At 72.5% G+C, this 16,387-nt stretch carries 16 protein-coding genes; 7 read left to right on the top strand and 9 right to left on the bottom strand.

Annotated elements, in window-relative coordinates:
* Window positions 1-673: 673 nt before the first annotated feature.
* From EAD96_RS05645 to EAD96_RS05630, 4 genes are all read right to left on the bottom strand, one after another.
* Complete coding sequence (locus EAD96_RS05645; RefSeq protein ID WP_121683515.1) at window positions 674-877, bottom strand: hypothetical protein; 204 nt, start codon at window positions 875-877, stop codon at window positions 674-676.
* Between the two features lie 160 nt (window positions 878-1,037).
* Window positions 1,038-2,084: an anthranilate phosphoribosyltransferase gene (gene trpD, locus EAD96_RS05640; protein WP_121683514.1), complete on the bottom strand. Its 1,047-nt coding sequence runs from the start codon at window positions 2,082-2,084 to the stop codon at window positions 1,038-1,040.
* An 80-nt stretch (window positions 2,085-2,164) separates the two neighbouring features.
* A complete protein-coding gene (locus EAD96_RS05635) occupies window positions 2,165-2,563 on the bottom strand; it encodes a hypothetical protein (RefSeq protein WP_091421042.1) in 399 nt (132 codons plus the stop codon).
* Window positions 2,564-2,667: 104 nt separating this feature from the next.
* Window positions 2,668-3,603 (bottom strand): cytochrome c oxidase assembly protein, encoded by a 936-nt coding sequence (locus tag EAD96_RS05630; protein ID WP_225853228.1) that lies wholly within the window; start codon window positions 3,601-3,603, stop codon window positions 2,668-2,670.
* A gap of 126 nt (window positions 3,604-3,729) precedes the next feature.
* Between EAD96_RS05630 and EAD96_RS05625 the strand changes: the two genes are divergently transcribed.
* The 5 genes from EAD96_RS05625 (at window position 3,730) to EAD96_RS05605 (ending at window position 8,898) form a co-directional block, all read left to right on the top strand.
* Window positions 3,730-4,329, top strand: a complete 600-nt coding sequence (locus EAD96_RS05625; protein WP_120568759.1) for a heme-copper oxidase subunit III — start codon at window positions 3,730-3,732, stop codon at window positions 4,327-4,329.
* A 72-nt stretch (window positions 4,330-4,401) separates the two neighbouring features.
* Window positions 4,402-5,235, top strand: coding sequence for a cytochrome c (locus EAD96_RS05620; RefSeq protein ID WP_091421029.1), 834 nt, complete (start codon window positions 4,402-4,404; stop codon window positions 5,233-5,235).
* Between the two features lie 67 nt (window positions 5,236-5,302).
* Entirely contained in the window at window positions 5,303-6,391 is a 1,089-nt protein-coding gene (locus EAD96_RS05615; protein WP_120568760.1) for a ubiquinol-cytochrome c reductase iron-sulfur subunit, read from the top strand.
* Window positions 6,388-8,019 (top strand): cytochrome b N-terminal domain-containing protein, encoded by a 1,632-nt coding sequence (locus EAD96_RS05610; protein ID WP_120568761.1) that lies wholly within the window; start codon window positions 6,388-6,390, stop codon window positions 8,017-8,019. The genes EAD96_RS05615 and EAD96_RS05610 overlap by 4 nt, the downstream gene beginning before the upstream one ends.
* A 210-nt stretch (window positions 8,020-8,229) precedes the next feature.
* Window positions 8,230-8,898 carry a DUF4142 domain-containing protein gene (locus tag EAD96_RS05605; RefSeq protein ID WP_120568762.1) on the top strand — a complete coding sequence of 223 codons (669 nt, stop codon included), beginning with the start codon at window positions 8,230-8,232 and terminating at the stop codon, window positions 8,896-8,898.
* Window positions 8,899-8,959: 61 nt separating this feature from the next.
* Here the strand turns inward: EAD96_RS05605 and EAD96_RS05600 are convergent, their stop codons facing one another.
* The 5 genes from EAD96_RS05600 to EAD96_RS05580 form a co-directional block, all read right to left on the bottom strand.
* Window positions 8,960-9,247, bottom strand: a complete 288-nt coding sequence (locus EAD96_RS05600) for an Lrp/AsnC family transcriptional regulator (RefSeq protein ID WP_013287689.1) — start codon at window positions 9,245-9,247, stop codon at window positions 8,960-8,962.
* A gap of 52 nt (window positions 9,248-9,299) precedes the next feature.
* On the bottom strand, window positions 9,300-10,175 hold the full coding sequence (locus tag EAD96_RS05595) for an NTP transferase domain-containing protein (protein WP_120568763.1): 876 nt from the start codon (window positions 10,173-10,175) through the stop codon (window positions 9,300-9,302).
* Window positions 10,172-10,699 carry an NUDIX hydrolase gene (locus EAD96_RS05590; protein WP_120568764.1) on the bottom strand — a complete coding sequence of 176 codons (528 nt, stop codon included), beginning with the start codon at window positions 10,697-10,699 and terminating at the stop codon, window positions 10,172-10,174. Before EAD96_RS05590 ends, EAD96_RS05595 begins: the two co-directional genes overlap by 4 nt.
* A 39-nt stretch (window positions 10,700-10,738) precedes the next feature.
* Window positions 10,739-12,526, bottom strand: a complete 1,788-nt coding sequence (locus EAD96_RS05585) for a bifunctional (p)ppGpp synthetase/guanosine-3',5'-bis(diphosphate) 3'-pyrophosphohydrolase (RefSeq protein WP_120573659.1) — start codon at window positions 12,524-12,526, stop codon at window positions 10,739-10,741.
* 130 nt (window positions 12,527-12,656) lie between these two features.
* Window positions 12,657-14,411 (bottom strand): DEDD exonuclease domain-containing protein, encoded by a 1,755-nt coding sequence (locus EAD96_RS05580; protein ID WP_121683513.1) that lies wholly within the window; start codon window positions 14,409-14,411, stop codon window positions 12,657-12,659.
* A 127-nt stretch (window positions 14,412-14,538) separates the two neighbouring features.
* Here EAD96_RS05580 and EAD96_RS05575 point away from each other — a divergent pair, with 127 nt between their 5' ends.
* Complete coding sequence (locus EAD96_RS05575; RefSeq protein ID WP_121683512.1) at window positions 14,539-15,936, top strand: NYN domain-containing protein; 1,398 nt, start codon at window positions 14,539-14,541, stop codon at window positions 15,934-15,936.
* A 205-nt stretch (window positions 15,937-16,141) separates the two neighbouring features.
* On the top strand, window positions 16,142-16,375 hold the full coding sequence (locus EAD96_RS05570) for a hypothetical protein (protein ID WP_121683511.1): 234 nt from the start codon (window positions 16,142-16,144) through the stop codon (window positions 16,373-16,375).
* The last annotated feature ends 12 nt before the right edge of the window (window positions 16,376-16,387 follow it).

The raw sequence follows: 16,387 nt of genomic DNA, 5'->3' as shown, positions 1-16,387 counted from the left end.
CCGCCGTCCCGCCCTCCCGCGTCGCTCCGGCTTCCGCCTCGCCCCGGGGCTTGCCCCGTCGATCATGAAGTTAGCGGTGTCGGCGGTCCCTTTTGTCCCCGCCAACCTCATGATCACCGCCCGACGCGGTCACTCACCAAGATCTCGCCGCGCGGCTTGGGCCGGTGGGCGGAACCGCAGTCCGCTCCCGAGACGCGGGTGTTGCCACGGGGTCACCGCCGACACTTACGCCCAAGCCCAGCGCCCGATGCGCTCCCGGCGCCCGCCCTGCCTCATTGATCCGGGGGAGCACCACCACCTGCCGGTCACCGGGCGGTGATCAAGGAGTTTGTCCGCCTGGACGACCGCGGGGGACACAAACTCCTTGATCACGCGGCGGACGGTTGAGCTGTCGGGCGTGGCGTGGCGGGGAGGGGTGGGCGGCCGCGCCCAGCGGCGGAGGCAAGCGGCGCGGACAGGCGCGGTGCGCGGAGACGGGTGCAGCAGGGTGCGGCGCGGTGCGCGGAAGGTGCACAAAGGGCTGCGGCGCGGAAGGTGTGCGACACACGGGAGGCGTAGCGCGCAGGAATGGCCCGGCGCGGGAACGACGCGGCTCGGAAAGAGCGCGGTACGGCGCGGCGCGGGAAGGGTGCGGCGCGGAAGGGCGAAGGCGGGTGCCGGAAGGGAGCGGCGGTCAGGCGGCCTGGGGGTGAGAAGGGCGGGCGCGGCGGCCGGACAGGCGGGTCTCGCGGAAGGCGAACGTGGCGATCACCACGGCAGCGCCGCAACCGGTGCAGATCAGCTCCGGGCAGTCGGCGCCGTGCCCGTCGCCGCACGGCGGCGCCTCGAACAGCACGACGCCCTCGCAGGTGTCACAGTGCAGCTCGCGGTCAGACACGGGTGGCTCCTCTCGCTCCGGGCACCGGCCGAGGCGGGAGGCGCCGGCCGGCGGACCGAAGACCGAAAACTGATAGACCGAAAACGGATAGACCGAAAACGGAGAATAACTCCCGTGTAGTTTGGCACGCGGGTACGACAACACCCGTCCCAGGCCGCGGTCAGGCGGCGCGCGCCACCTCGAGCCAGCGCTCCAGCGCGGCCGCGGCGGCACCCGAGTCGACCGCCGCGGCGGCCCGGTCCAGGTTGGCCCGCAGCACCGCGTACAGGTCGCCGTCGAGCGGGCCCTGGGTGGCCAGCGCCACAGCGGCGTTGACCAGTACCGCGTCCCGCACCGGGCCGGTCTCGCCGGCGAGCAGCCGGCGGACCACGTCGGCGTTGTAGACCGCGTCCCCGCCGCGCAGGTCGGCCAGGGTGGCCCGGGGTACGCCGAGCTCCGTCGCGTCCAGCACGGACTCCGTGACGGTGCCCTGCTGCGCCACCCAGACCCGGGTGGGCGCGCCGGTGCTGAACTCGTCCAGGCCGTCCTCGCCGCGTACCACGATCGCGGAGTCGCCCCGGGCCGCGAACACGGCGGCCATCACCGGGGCCATCCGCTTGTCGAAGCAGCCCACCGCGCCCGCGCGGGGCCGCGCCGGGTTGGTCAGCGGCCCGAGGAAGTTGAACGCGGTGGGTACGCCGATCTCGCGCCGGACCGGGCCGGTGTGGCGCATGCCGGGGTGGAAGCGGGCGGCGAAGCAGAAGCCGATGCCGGCCTCGGTGACGCAGCGGGCGACCTGCTCGGGCGCCAGATCGAGGGGTACGCCGAGCTGCTCCAGCACGTCGGCGGTGCCGCAGGAGGAGGAGGCGGCCCGGTTGCCGTGCTTGACCACGCGGACCCCGGCCCCGGCGACCACCAGCGCCGCCATGGTGGAGATGTTCACCGTGTGGGCGAGGTCGCCGCCGGTGCCGACCACGTCCAGCGCGGTCGTGCGTACGTCCTCGGGCAGGTGCACCGGTACCGCGCGGGTCAGCATGGCCTCGACGAGGCCGCCCAGCTCGCCGGGGGTCTCACCCTTGGTGCGCAGCGCCACGGCGAACCCGGCGATCTGCGCCGGGGTGGCCGAGCCGGCCATGATCTCGCCCATCGCCCACGCGGTGTCGGCGGTGGAGAGCTCCTCGCCGCGCAGCAGCGCGTTGAGCAGAAGCGGCCAGGTCCGTTCGCCCATGGCGGGCCTCCCGAGCGGCGTGAGGAAAGCGGTTGGGGCGCGCCACGGCCGCGTCGCCGTGACGCGCGAAGGCCGGGGGATCAGGCCGCGGCGTGGGTGCGGCGCAGCAGCTCCGCCACGGTGCTGCCGGCGACCACCGGGTCCAGCGGGTGGGTCAGCGTGGCGTCGACCTCGGCGTACGCGGCCAGCCAGCGGTCGGCGGCGCGGGCGAGCACCACGCAGGTCGGGGGCGCGTCGTCCCGGTCGTCCTTGATCTGGCGGGCGATGCCGATGCCGCCGCCGGGGCTCGCCTCGCCGTCGAGCAGCATCAGGTCGATCTCGTAGTCGTCGACCAGCCGGATGCAGGCGTTGTACTCGTCGGCCTCGACGAACTCGATCTCGATGCCGGGCGCCGGCCGGGTGCCCACGGCGAGCCGCATGCGGTCGCGGACCTTCGGGTCGTCGCTGTAGAGCAGGACGGTGCAAAGACGATCGCTCATCGTGACGTGGCTCCCACCTCGTAGCTGCCCGCTGATCGTAGCGGGCGTCACATCCGGCCTGTCGCCCCGCCCGGGCGCGCTCGGGGCGTACCCCGGAACGGGCCTCAGGCGCTCGCCTCCGCGGCGCGCTCGCGGGCCTCCTGGCGGTCCAGCTCGCGGTCGAGCCGGCGGGCCTCGCGCTCGGACTGTTTGACCCACTGGACGACCAGGACGGCGAGCATGGTGACGCTGACGAACTCGCCGCCGGCCCACAGGATGCCGCCGGCCACCACCTGGTCGTTCCAGGGGTCGGACCAGGACAGGTTCAGCGACGGGTACCAGTCGCCGCCGAACAGCGTGGTGCTCTGCATGATGGTCAGGCCGAGGACGGTGTGGAACGGCACCGAGAGCAGCATGAGCAGGGCGCGTCCCGGGTACGGCCAGCGGCCGGGCAGCGGGTCCAGGCCGAGCAGCGGCCAGAAGAAGACGCAGCCGGTGGCGATGAAGTGCGCGTGGACCAGCTCGTGCGCCCACTCGTGGCGCAGCGTGAACTCGTAGAGGTCGGTGAAGTACAGCGCGAACGGGTTCACCACGAAGATGGCGAACGCCACAAGCGGGAAGCTGTAGATCCGGATCACCTTGCTGTGCACGATCGCGAGCAGCCGCTTGCGCGGGCGTACCGGCAGCGTGCGCAGCGCCAGCGTCACCGGCGCGCCGAGCGCCAGGAAGATCGGCGCGATCATCGACAGCACCATGTGCTGCACCATGTGCACCGAGAGCAGGGCGGTGTCGTACGCGCCGAGCCCGGTGAGCGTGACCAGGGCGATTCCGCCGAGGCCGGGGCCGAGGAACGACACGGTACGGATGACCGGCCAGCGGTCGCCGCGCAGCCGCAGCCGGTGCACCCCGTAGAGGTAGAGGCCGGCGGCCAGGACGATGCCCAGCGTGAGCCAGCTGTCCAGCCGGGTCTCGGTGAGGACCCGGGCCACGGTGAACGGCGGCGGGGCGCCTTCGCCTCCCGCCGCCAGCGTCGCCGGAACAGCCGAGGTGACGGCGCGGATCTGATCGACGTGCAGCACGCTTTTCAGGGTAGGTCAGGCGAAGCGGACCTCCACTATCGGGCCACGGAAGGGCTCGGTTTGGCACCCCGCTGATCGTCGGTCCCGGTCAGGGGCAATAATGACCGCGTGACTGCGGCCCCAGCCATTGACAAGAGCCGGATCCACTCCCTGACCCGACCCAACATGGTCAGCGTCGGGACGATCGTGTGGCTCTCCAGCGAACTCATGTTCTTCGCGGCGCTGTTCGCGATGTACTTCTCCATCCGCGCGGCTGCGCCGGAGCAGTGGGAGAAGCACACCGAGGTGCTGAACATCCCGTACGCGACCACGTTCACGGTGATCCTGGTGCTCTCCTCGATCACCTGCCAGATCGGCGTGTTCGCGGCCGAGCGCGGCGACGTCCACGCTCTGCGCCGGTGGTTCACGATCACCTTCGTGATGGGTCTGATCTTCGTGCTCGGTCAGCTGAACGAGTACCGGACCCTGGTGCACGAGGGCGTGAAGATCAACGAAGACGGTTACGGGTCGATGTTCTACCTCACCACCGGCTTCCACGGTCTGCACGTGACCGGCGGTCTCATCGCCTTCGTGATCTTCATGATCCGTACCACGATGGGCCGGTTCACCCCCGCCCAGGCGACCTCGGCGATCGTCGTGTCCTACTACTGGCACTTCGTGGACGTCGTGTGGATCGCGCTCTACGCCATGATCTACTGGCTCCAGTGATCTTGGCGCGTCACGAACCGCGCCGCTGCTCCGTCCCCTGAGACAAGGTCCAACCGGTTAAGGACACAGGTCATGACTTCTGACAACGACCGCCGACGCGGTCTGCTCGCGCGGCTGCGCGGGCGGCCCGTAGTGCGCAGCAGGGGCCGCCGCCGGCTGGGCGCCGCGGTCCGGCTGTTCGCCGCGCTGATGCTGGCCGGCGGTGCCTACACCGTCTTCGCCCCCGGCGTGCAGGCGCAGGACAACCCTCCGTTGACCGCCGCAGGCAACGAGGGCAAGGCGCTGTTCGACGTGAGCTGTGTGACCTGTCACGGTCGCAACGCCCAGGGCGTCGAGGGCCGTGGTCCGAGCCTGATCGGCGTCGGAGCGGCCTCGGTCGAGTTCCAGGTCAGCAGCGGTCGCATGCCGATGGCCCGGCAGGAGGCCCAGGCCATGCGCAAGCCGCCGCAGTTCACCGACGAGCAGGTGCGCCAGCTCGGGCAGTACATCCAGGAGCTCGGCGGCGGCCCGGAGGTGCCCAACGGGGACCTGCGTGAGGGCGCCAACCTGTCCACCGGTGGTGAGCTGTTCCGGATCAACTGCTCGCAGTGCCACGCCTTCAGCGGCGGCGGCGGCGCGCTGTCCTCCGGCAAGTACGCGCCGAGCCTGGCGCCGGCCAGCGACCGGCAGATCTACGCCGCGATGCTGAGCGGCCCGCAGAACATGCCGGTGTTCGGCGACAACCAGATCACGCCCGAGGAGAAGGCGGACATCATCGCCTACATCCAGGAGACGCTGAAGCACGACGGCGACCCGGGCGGCTTCAACCTGGGCCGCTACGGCCCGTCGACCGAGGGTCTCGCGATCTTCCTGGTCGGCATCGTCGCGCTGGTCTTCGCGAGCCTGTGGATCGCGGGCAAGTCGTGACCGGACGGATCAATGCTTCCAGTGCTGTGGCGCCGACCCCCGGCGTCACCCGTAGCGAGGTGACGGCATGAGCACCCACACCGAGCACCAGGCCCAGCAGGGCCCGGAGCCGCTCGACGTGAACGACCCCCGGCTCTCCCGGTTCGACATCGTCCAGGAGGGCGCGCGTCGGGACGACATCGAGATCGTCCACTACGAGCCGCAGGTGGTCCCGGGCAGCAAGGCCGAGCGCCGGCTGACCCGTACGGTCGCCCTGATGTTCCTGCTGACCGGCGTCTTCGCGACCGCCTTCCTGGTGGTCTACATCTGGTGGCCGTGGCAGTGGGAGCCGGGTACCGGTGGCGACAAGCTCTACACGCCGCTGCTCGGCGTGACGCTGGGCCTGGCACTGCTGGGCATCGGCTTCGGCATCCTGACCTGGGGCAAGAAGCTGCTGCCCAAGGAGGTCTCGATCCAGGACCGGCACGACCAGGCCGAGGACCCGGAAGGTCGCAAGATCACCGGCGAGACCATGCTCTACCTGGCCGACGAGATGGGCGTACGCCGTCGGCCGCTGCTCGGCATCTCGCTGCTCGCCGGCCTCGCGCCGGTGGGCGCGGTGGCCGCGGCCCCGCTGATCGGTGGCCTGATCGAGCAGCCGCACAAGAACAACCAGATGTTCACCACCGGCTTCCAGCCGGCCGAGGGCGGCAAGAAGATCCGGCTCATCCGTGAGGACGGCCGCCCGATCCGCCCGGCCGACGTCAGCGTCGGCGGCCAGCTCACCGTGTTCCCGGGCATCGACGGCGGCGTCAGCAACCTGCACGCCGACTCGCCCACCCTGCTCATCCACCTGCGGGAGGACGACGCGCAGAAGTCGCGCGCCGCGAACGAGCGCAAGGGCCACGGCGACTACATGTGGGGCAACTACGTCGCGTTCTCCAAGATCTGCACGCACGCCGGCTGCCCGGCCAGCCTCTACGAGCAGCAGACCAACCGCCTGCTCTGCCCCTGCCACCAGTCGCAGTTCCTCATCACCGACAACGCCAAGCCGATCTTCGGCCCGGCGAACCGGCCGCTGCCGCAGCTGCCGATCGAGGTGGACGAGGAGGGCTTCTTCGTGGCGAAGTCCGACTACACCGAGACCATCGGTCCCGACTTCTGGGAGCGGCCATGAAGCGCCGAAAGTTTGATGCGGCCGCGCTGCCGGCCAAGAGCGCGCGGGCGGTGGACGACCGCTTCCAGGTGGCCACGCCCCTGCGCAAGCTGCTGAACAAGGTCTTCCCCGACCACTGGTCGTTCCTGCTCGGCGAGATCGCGCTGTTCTCGTTCATCGTCCTGCTGCTCACCGGCGTCTTCCTGACGTTCTTCTTCGAGCCGGCGATGACCGAGGTCATCTACAACGGCAGCTACGCGCCGCTGCGGGGCACCCCGATGTCGGCCGCCTACGCCTCCAGCCTGGACATCTCGTTCGATGTCCGTGGTGGTCTGATCATGCGGCAGATGCACCACTGGTCGGCCCTGCTGTTCATGGCCGCGATCGTGGTCCACATGCTGCGGGTCTTCTTCACCGGCGCGTTCCGCAAGCCGCGTGAGACCAACTGGATCATCGGCTCGCTGCTGTTCTGGGTCGGCTTCCTGGCCGGCTTCACCGGCTACTCGCTGCCGGACGACGGTCTGTCCGGCACCGGTCTGCGGATCGCCTCCGCGATCATCCTGTCGATCCCGGTGATCGGTTCCTGGGTCAGCTCGTCGATCTTCGGTGGGGAGTTCCCCGGCACCATCATCATCAGCCGCTTCTTCATCGCCCACGTGCTGCTCATCCCGGGCCTGCTGGTGGCGCTGATCAGCGTGCACCTCGGCCTGGTGTTCAAGCAGAAGCACACCCAGTGGCCCGGCCCCGGCCGGACCAACGAGAACGTGGTCGGCGAGCGGATGTTCCCGCGCTACGCGCTCAAGCAGGGCGGCTTCTTCATGGTCGTCTTCGGCGTGGTCGCGCTGATGGGTGGCCTGTTCCAGATCAACCCGATCTGGCTGTTCGGCCCGTACGAGGCGTGGGTGGTCTCGGCGGCCAGCCAGCCCGACTGGTACGTCATGTTCCTCGACGGCTCGACCCGCCTCATGCCGGGCTGGGAGATCCACATCCCGATCGGCAACGGGTACGTCATCCCACCGTTGTTCTGGCCCACGGTGGTGCTGCCCGGAATCCTGGTCGGCCTGTCGACGATGTACCCGTTCCTGGAGGCGCGCCGCCTCAAGGACTACAAGCACCACAACCTGCTCCAGCGGCCCCGGGACGTTCCGGCCCGGACCGCCGTGGGCGCCATGGCGCTCGCCTTCTACGTCGTGCTGACCCTCTCCGGCGCCAACGACGTCATCGCGGACAAGTTCCACATCAGCCTGAACGCGATGACCTGGGGCGGCCGGATCGGCCTGCTGATCCTCCCGCCGATCGCGTACTACATCACGTACCGGATCTGCCTGGGTCTGCAGCAGCACGACCGCGAGGTGCTGGCCCACGGCGTGGAGACCGGCATCATCAAGCGGCTGCCCGACGGCCGGTTCGTCGAGGTCCACCAGCCGCTCACCTCGGCCGAGGGCCACGACGGTCACCCGCCGGCGCTGGACTACGTCGGCTGGGTGGTGCCGAAGAAGATGAACCGGCTCGGTGCCCTCGGCCCGGCGATCCGGGGCTTCTTCTACCCGATCGAGAAGCCGGCCGAGGCGCCGGTCTCGCCGGGGCACCCGCCGGTCGAGGCCCGGCCGGAGCGGGAGGAGATCGGCAGCGGCGAGAGCCGTCGCTGACCCTCCCCGGTACGACTGACAGTGGCGCCCGCCGGATCTTCCGGCGGGCGCCACTGCCGTTTCCGCCCCTGCCGTCCGGTTGTCTCCCACCTACGCCGGGCGGCCGGTGCGCGGACGGCCGTCGCCCCCGACACGGACGGGTGGAATCGCAGGAATAACCCCGGTCAGCCGGGTATCCGTGCGGTCCGACGTCTCATGGGGGAGGAACGAATGTTGGGAATCAAACGCCTGGGCCTGCTGGCCGCGCTGGTGGTCGTGGGGCTGGCGCCCGCCGCCGCGTCGCAGGCTGCGGCGCAGCCGTCGACGCAGGACACGCAGTACCTGCAGGCGGTGCACCAGGTCAACCTGTTCGAGATCACCGCCGGTAACCTGGCCCAGCAGAAGGGGCAGAACCAGCAGGTCAAGGACCTGGGCAAGATGTTCGTGACGGACCACACCCAGCTGGACCAGACGGTGCAGTCGACCGCGCAGCAGCTCAACGTGCAGTTGCCGGCCGACCCGACCGCCGACCAGCAGAAGGTCCTGGACAAGCTGAACAACCTCAGCGGCGCCGAGTTCGACAAGGCGTGGGTGACCGCGCAGCTCGCCGGTCACGTCCAGGCGATCCAGGCCACCCAGACCGAGATCTCGCAGGGCTCGGAGCAGTCGGTGGTGCAGATCGCGCAGGACGCGCTGCCGGTCCTCCAGGCGCACTACGACGCGCTGGTGGCCCTGGCCCAGACGCTGGGTGTCCCGGTTCCGCAGACCAGCGCCAGCGGCACGCCCAGCCCGGGCGGCACCACGTCCCCGGGTGGCACCGAGTCGCCGGCTCCGGGCGGCACCGAGACCGAGGAGCCCGCTCCGGGCACCACGGAGACCCCGGTGCCCAGCCAGAGCTGACGTACCGCACGGTCGACGGTGGCCGGTCCGCCCGCCAGGGTGGGCCGGTCACCGGCTCGTGTCAGTCGGCGTTCGCCAGGCCGATCGCGAACGCCTCCTCCAGGTCGTGCTGGGAGTAGGCGCGGAACGCGATGTGCGACTCGGTGTTGAGCACGCCCGGCACCTTCGAGATGCTGCCGGCGATGACCTGGGCGATCTGCTCGAACTCCCGGACCCGGACCATGGCGATCAGGTCGACGTGCCCGGCCACCGAGTAGACCTCGCTGACGCCGGGCAGGTTGGCCAGGGTCTCGGCCACCTCGGGGATGGAGTCGGTGGCGCAGTCGATCAGCACGATCGCGGTGATCACGGGACGGTTCTCCGTTCGTCGGCGACGAGGCCCATGCTAGAGCCCGCGCCCCTCACCGCGCCGCCGGGACGGTCAGGTCGTCCCCGGCCCGGATCACCTCACGCAGGCGTTCCCCGGCCGCGACTGTCGCGCCCGGCCACACCACGGACCGGTCGACGTCGCCGTGCACCCGCGCGCCGGCGCCGACCACCGAGCCGGTGACCCGGCCGTCCACCGTCGCGGCCGGGTCCACCAGCCCGTCCGGTCCGGCCGCGTGCAGGTTGGCGGCCAGGTAGTCGGCCGGCGTGCCGGTGTCGTAGAACGTGCCCCGGTAGGGCACGACGGTGAGCGCCCCGGCGGCCTCCGCGGGCCGCCACACCGCCCGGACCAGGTCGCCGAACGTGGCGGGCAGGTCGCGGACCAGCCGCCAGGGCAGCAGCGAGAAACCCACGAACTCGTGGCCGTCGAACGTGCCGGGGGCGTCCGGGTCGTCGGCGGGCCGGCCGAGCAGGCGTACGCCGTGCCCGTCCCACCCGTCCAGCAGCGCGGCGATGTCCGGGCCGGGCGGGGCCTGCGGGTCGGCCAGGTACGCGTCGGCGTTGCCCACGAGCACGCCCCGGCCGTCGATCCAGTCCCGCAGCCGGCCCACGCCCCCGGCGGTGCCCAGCGGAGCGTCCGGCTCGACCGACAGGTGGGCCCGTCCGCCCACCCGCGCGACCACCTGGTCGCCCAGGTAGCAGGCGTTCACCGCGACCCGCTCCGGGCCGGTCAGGCCGAGCCCGGCCAGCCGGGCCAGCGCCCGGTCCAGCAGCGGGACGTTCCCGACCGGGCAGAGCGCCTTCGGCACCCGCTCGGTGAGCGGGCGCAGCCGGGTGCCCTCGCCCGCGGCCAGCACGACCGCGCACACCTCGGCCCCCGCGGCCGGGGTGCCCGCGTACGGGGCGCTCACGCGGCCGGTCGGTGCTCGCCGGCGCGCGGGCCGATGCCGTAGTACCCGAGCAGGTTGGCGGTGGCGCGGCTGAGCCGGGGCAGGTCGTCGAGCGGATGGAAGGCGGCCTCGATGACCTCGGCGCCGTCCACCTTCAGCTCGGTGGTCGACGCCGGCACCTCCGCCTCGAAGACCACGTCGACCCAGCCCTTGGCGTGCACCACCGCGTTCGGCACCGCCGGGCGCAGCACGTCGGGGGACAGGCGGACGCCGGACTCCTCGTACAGCTCACGGGCCGCGCCCACCACCGGGGCCTCGCCGCGTTGCAGCAGCCCGGCCGGCAGCGTCCAGCTGTAGCCCGGCGGCTGGCGCAGCAGCAGGATCCGGCCCGCGCCGGTGGCCTCCGCGTCCCGGACCAGCGTGACCGCGCCGACGATGTACTTCGGTACGGCCAGCCGGACCAGTCGCCGCCGCAGCGGGACCGGCAGCCGGTAGAAGAACTTGTAGCCGAGGGCCCGTCCGGTGGCACGCGCGCGGGGGATCATGCCGTCCAGGCTAGTGGTCCCGGCGCGGACCGGCTCCGTCTACTGCCTGTGGTCGACCAGATCGATCAGCTGCTGGACCACGGTGTCCGGCTCGACCGTGCGGTCGAAGACCGCCACCAGCAGCGTCTCCAGGTCGGGGTAGCCCAGTTCCTCGGACAGCCGCAGCAGCGGCAGGTCGCTGGCCAGGCCCCGGTTGTGCTTGCGCAACGCCAGGCCGATCGAGGCCCGGCCGAGCCGGACCTTGTCGGCGATCGAGATGCCCGGCTCGGTGTGCTCGGCGAACCAGCGGTTGATCTGCATCTGGGCGTGCGGGGACTTCACGAAGCCCAGCCACTCCCGGCGCGGGCCGCGCGGGGCCACGTCCGCCTCGAAGCCGCTCTCCGCGTCGTTCTCGGTGAAGATCTCCACCACGTCGCCCTCCTCCAGTTCGGAGGAGAGCGGCGCGAGCCGGCCGTTGATCCGGGCGGCCAGGCAGTGGTCGCCGCGCTCGGTGCCCAGCTCGTACGCGAGGTCGACCGGGGTCGCCCCGGCCGGCAGCACCACCTGCCGCCCGTCGGCGACCACCTGGATCTGCGCCTCGGACAGGTCGCAGCGCAGCGACTCCATGAACTGGGTCGGGTCGACCGTCTCCTGCTCCCAGTCGAGCACCCGGCGCAGCCAGGCCAGCTCGTCCGCCCGGTCGACGGCCCGGCCCGCGGCCCGGGGGAAGCGGTAGTGGGCGGCCACGCCGTACTCCGCGGAGCGGTGCATCTCGGTGGTGCGGATCAGCACCTCGACGGTGCGGTCCTGCGGGCCGCAGACGCTCGTGTGCAGGGACCGGTAGAGGTTGTTCTTCGGGGAGGCGATGAAGTCCTTGAACCGGCCCGGCACCGGCCGCCAGAGCCCGTGCACGGCGCCCAGCGCGGCGTAGCAGTCGGTCGCCGGACCGTCCACCACGATCGCGATGCGGGGCAGGTCGTACGGGGCGGCGTGGTCGCCGGCGACGGTGTCCTTCCAGATCGAGTAGAGGTGCCGGGGGCGGGGGGAGACGTCGGCGTCGACCCGGTTGCGGCGCAGCGCCACCCGGGTGCGGGCGACCACGTCGGCGAGGTAGGCGTCCCAGCCGGGCCGGTCGTGCACGAACCGGGCGATCCGCGCGTGCTCCTCCGGCCGCAGGTGCAGCAGCACCACGTCGTCCAGCTCGCGTTTGAGCGTCTGGATGCCCAGCCGGTCGCAGAGCGGGACCAGCACCTCCTGGGTCTTGCGGGCGATCCGCTCCCGGGAGGCGGCCGAGCGGACGCCGAGCGTACGCATGTTGTGCAGCCGGTCGGCCAGCTTGATCACCAGCACCCGGACGTCCTTGCCGGCCGCCACGATCATCTTGCGGACGGTCTCCGCCTCGGCGGCCTTGCCGTAGAACGCCTTGTCGAACTTGGTCACGCCGTCGACCAGGTGGGCGACCTCACGGCCGAAGTCCTCCTGGAGGGCCTGGAGCGTGTAGCGGGTGTCCTCCACCGTGTCGTGCAGCAGCGCGGCGACCAGCGTGATGGTGTCCATGCCGAGGTCGGCGCAGATCTGCGCCACCGCCAGCGGGTGGGTGATGTACGGCTCGCCGCTCTTGCGGAACTGGCCGCGGTGCATGTTCTCGGCGATCGTGTAGGCCCGGCGCAGCACCGAGGCGTCGGCGCTCGCGTGGATGCCGCGGTGGGCCCGGACCAGTGTGGTGACCGGGTCGCCGTCGGCCGTCGGCCAGGTGAGCAGGGAACGCAGGCGGCGGGTGAGCGGTAACTCGCCCTGGGCGGGAAGCGCGCCACCCAGGGCGGCGCCGTGTCCGGCGTCGACGTCCACCTGGGACACCTCCCTCACCCCGGCCCTCGGCCACCGGGAACCGGCGACCGGGAGCAGAGCCCGCGAATCGGGCAGGTCTGCACTCCTTTAACAGACTAAGGGAGTCGAGGTAGTCCGATCGGTCAGTTGGTCATGAGCGTTCGGTCGAGAGTTTGGCGGATCCGCCGTTCTCCGCCTTCGTCAGCAGGTCGCGGAAACGCCCCGCGCCGGCCACCGGCGAGGCCCAGCCGTCGGTCGACTCGACCAGCCGGGTCTCCGGTCGTTCCAACCAGGACAGGATCCGCTCGGTCTCCTCGGCGGTCGCGGCCGGCACCGGACCGTGCCCGGGCAGCACCGTCTCGGCGGTGGCCCGGATCGCGGCGATCGTGGGTCGCGGGTGGACACCCGGCGGGGACACCCCGGCCCCGGCGAGCCGGCCGTGCCGGATCAGCGCCAGCTCCCAGCCGCCCCGGGCGGCCGGACGGGCGGCGGCCAGCTCGGCGATGCCGGTCAGCGCGGCCAGCCGCTGCATCCGGACCGCCGCGCGCAGCACCGCGACGAGCCGGCCGCGGACCACGGCCGCCTCCTCGTACCGCTCGGCGGCCGACAGCACCTCGATGCGGGCGAGCAGCGCGTCCACCACCACCGCGGGGTCGTCGCTGGTGGCGGTGCGGAACGGCGTCGCCGCGCGGTCGTCGTACTCCTCGGGGGTGATCTTGTGCTCGCAGGGCGCCGGGCAGCGGCCCAGCTCGGCCAGCGCGCAGGCCGGCATGGTGGTGCGCCGGGAGAGCCGGTGTGTGCACTGACGCAGCGGCACGGCGTCGTGGAAACCGGCGGCGGCCAGCTCCGCCGCCTGCCGGGACCGGAACGGCCCCAGGTAGGCCGTGTCGGTGGGCGCGAGGGCACGCACGATCGACAACCGGGGGTACGCCTCGTCGGTGAGCTTCAGCCACACCTGGCGCTCCGGATACTTCGACCGGCGGTTGTACGGCGGCGCGTGCGCCGCGATCAGCCGCAGCTCGCGGACCTCCGCCTCCAGCGAGTGGGCGCACTCGACCGCCTCGACGCGCTCGGCGGCGGCGAGCATCTCGGAGATCCGGGCCCGCTTCTCGGCGGCGGTGAAGTAGCTGCGGACCCGGGTGGCGATGTCGCCGGACGTGCCGACGTAGAGCGGCCGGTCGTCGGCGGCCCGGAAGATGTAGACGCCCGGCACCTTGGGCAGCCCGTCGGCGAGGTGCCGCTTGCGGCGCTGGGTGGGCGTGACCGCGCGGGCGAACTCGATCGCCTCGCCGACCGTGCCGACCCGGTGCCCGCCGAGGCGGCCGATCAGCCCGTGCAGCACGTCGACGGTGGCCTTCGCGTCGTCCAGCGCCCGGTGGGTGGGCTGGGTCGCGGTGCGGAAGTAGGCGGCGAGCGTGCCCAGCTTGCGGTTGGGCACCTCGTCGCGGGTGAGCACCCGCCGGGCCAGCGCGGCCGTGTCCAGCACGCGGGGGTTGGGCCAGTGGTAGCCGTGCTTCGCGCAGGCGGCCTTGAGGAAACCCACGTCGTACGGCGCGTTGTGGGCGACGAGCACGGCGTCGGTGATGAACTCCAGGAAGCTGGGCAGCACCTGCTCGATCGGCGGGGCGGGCAGCAGCATGGCCTGGGTGATGCCGGTGAGCACGGTGATGAACGGCGGGATCGGTACGCCCGGGTTGACGAGCGTGGCGAGCACGCCCAGCTCCTCGCCGCCGCGGACCTTCACCGCGCCGATCTCGGTGATCCCGCCGCCGTCGGGAGCGCCGCCGGTGGTCTCCAGGTCGACCACCACGAAGGTGGTCGCGTAGAGCGGCAGCGCCGGGTCGACGCCGCTGCCCGCCGGGTCCAGGCCGGCCAGCGACTCCTGGACGTACTCCGCACGTGTCACCCGCGGGACGCTAGCGGCACGGTCCGACACTCCTGTCACTGCCGCCCCAGGAGATACCACGGGGGTACGATGAGAGATCGGCTCACTCACCGGGCGGTGGGCCCGTTCGGGGTGGGAGACTTGCCTCATGCCCCTCACCGAGCCGTACGACGACCGCTCCTCCGTGGAGGAGCCGGTGGTCGGCGTGCCCGCAGGTGAGGACGCGCCACCACCGGTCGAGCCCGAGCCCGTGCTGCCCGAGCCGGTCCGGCAGCGGATCGTCGCGCTGACCGCCGCCGTGCTGCCCGGCCTGCCCGCCGACGAGGTGCCGGTGCCGCTGCGGCGGGTCGCCAAGTTCGCCCCGAACCGCCGGGCCCGTCTCGGCGCGCCCGCGATCGCCGCCCAGCTCACCGCCGACCCGCTGTTCCGGCAGCGGATCACGGCCCGGGTGCTCGCCGACGCCGGCGACCTCGGCGCGGCGGTGGTCGAGGGCACCGCGCCGGCCGCCGCCGACCCGGTCGAGGTGGCCGCCCTGGCCTACCTGGCCCGGCCCCGCGGGTGGCGGGACCTGATCGAGGCCAGCGGCGAGGCGGTACGCGCCGAGGCCGACAGCGCGGTCGTGGCCGAACTGGTACGCGAGGCCGAGCAGCGGGCGGCCCGCGCCGAGCACGACCGGGCGGTGGCCCGCGTCGAGGCGGAGAAGCTGCGCGACGAGCTGGCCCGGGTCCGGGAGGAGCTGGGTCAGCTCCGCGAGGAGGCCCGCCAGCTGACCCGTACCCTGCGGGAGACCCAGGCCCGGGAGCGCAAGGCCACCGAGATGCTCGCCACCGAGCGGGGACGGGCGGCCCGCGCCGCGGCCGACGCGGACGCCGAGCTGCGCCGCGCCCGGGCCCGGCTGGCCGAGGCGGAGGCCGCCGCCGGGGTGGCCCGGGCCAGCGCCAAGGAGGCCCGCTCGGTCGACGACGCGCGGCTGTGGCTGCTGCTGGAGACGATCGGCCAGGCCGCCGTGGGGCTGCGCCGCGAGCTGGCGCTCGACCCGGTGGACAAGCTCCCGGCCGACTTCGTCGCCGACGCGTTCGCCGAGCAGCCGGGTGCCGCGCCGGCCGGCCCGTCGACGCGGGCCCGCGACACCGACGACCCGGCCCGCCTCGACCAGTTGCTCGCGCTGCCGCGGGCACACCTGGTGGTGGACGGCTACAACGTGACCAAACGCGGCTTCGGCGAGATGTCGCTGGAGCAGCAGCGCAAGCGGCTGATCACCGGCCTCGGCGGGATCGCCGCGCAGACCGGGGACGAGGTCACAGTCGTCTTCGACGGCGCCGAGCGGATCCACGGCCTGCCTCCGGCGCCGCGCGGCGTGCGGGTGCTGTTCTCCCGCAAGGGCGAGACCGCCGACGAGTTGATCCGCCGGCTGGTCCGCGCCGAGCCGGCCGGGCGGCCGGTGGTCGTCGTCTCCTCCGACCGGGAGGTGGCCGACGGGGTACGCCGGCACGGCGCGTACCCGCTGGGCGCCGACTCGCTGCTGCGGCGCCTGGCGCGTTCCTGACCTTCGCCCTTACTTGATCGACTCCAGGTCGGGGAAGTGGCGGGGTCGAGGGCGTGCTGATCGCGCCACTTCGGCGTACTGGTTCGGGTTCGCGGCGGCTGCTGCCTCGTTGTCCGGTTCTGTCGTACCCGAGCGTTAGCGTTCTGGTGACCGACGGTGGTGGTTCCTTCCCCGAGCGCCACCGGCGACCCGTCAGGAGGCGTTGATGCTGATCGACTGCGACACCTGCGGCAACCGCGGCGCCGGCTGCTCCGGCTGCCTGGTGACCGCACTGCTCGACTCCGACCCGGCCGACCTCGGCCCGGCCGAGCACCGGGCGATCGAGGTGTTCGCGCGGGCCGGATTCGAGGTGGAGGTGCTGCCACCAGCGCCCGGCGCGGTGCCCGCGCCGACACGGGCACCGGCGCCCCGCCGTCCCGCCCGTCGCCGGATCGCCTGACGCGCCCGCCGC

Origin of the sequence: Micromonospora sp. BL1, assembly GCF_003667485.1 — a bacterium.
GTDB classification, from domain to species: domain Bacteria; phylum Actinomycetota; class Actinomycetes; order Mycobacteriales; family Micromonosporaceae; genus Micromonospora; species Micromonospora tulbaghiae.
Note: the sequence above shows the minus strand (reverse complement) of the source record. Positions and strands in the feature narration are given on the sequence as shown.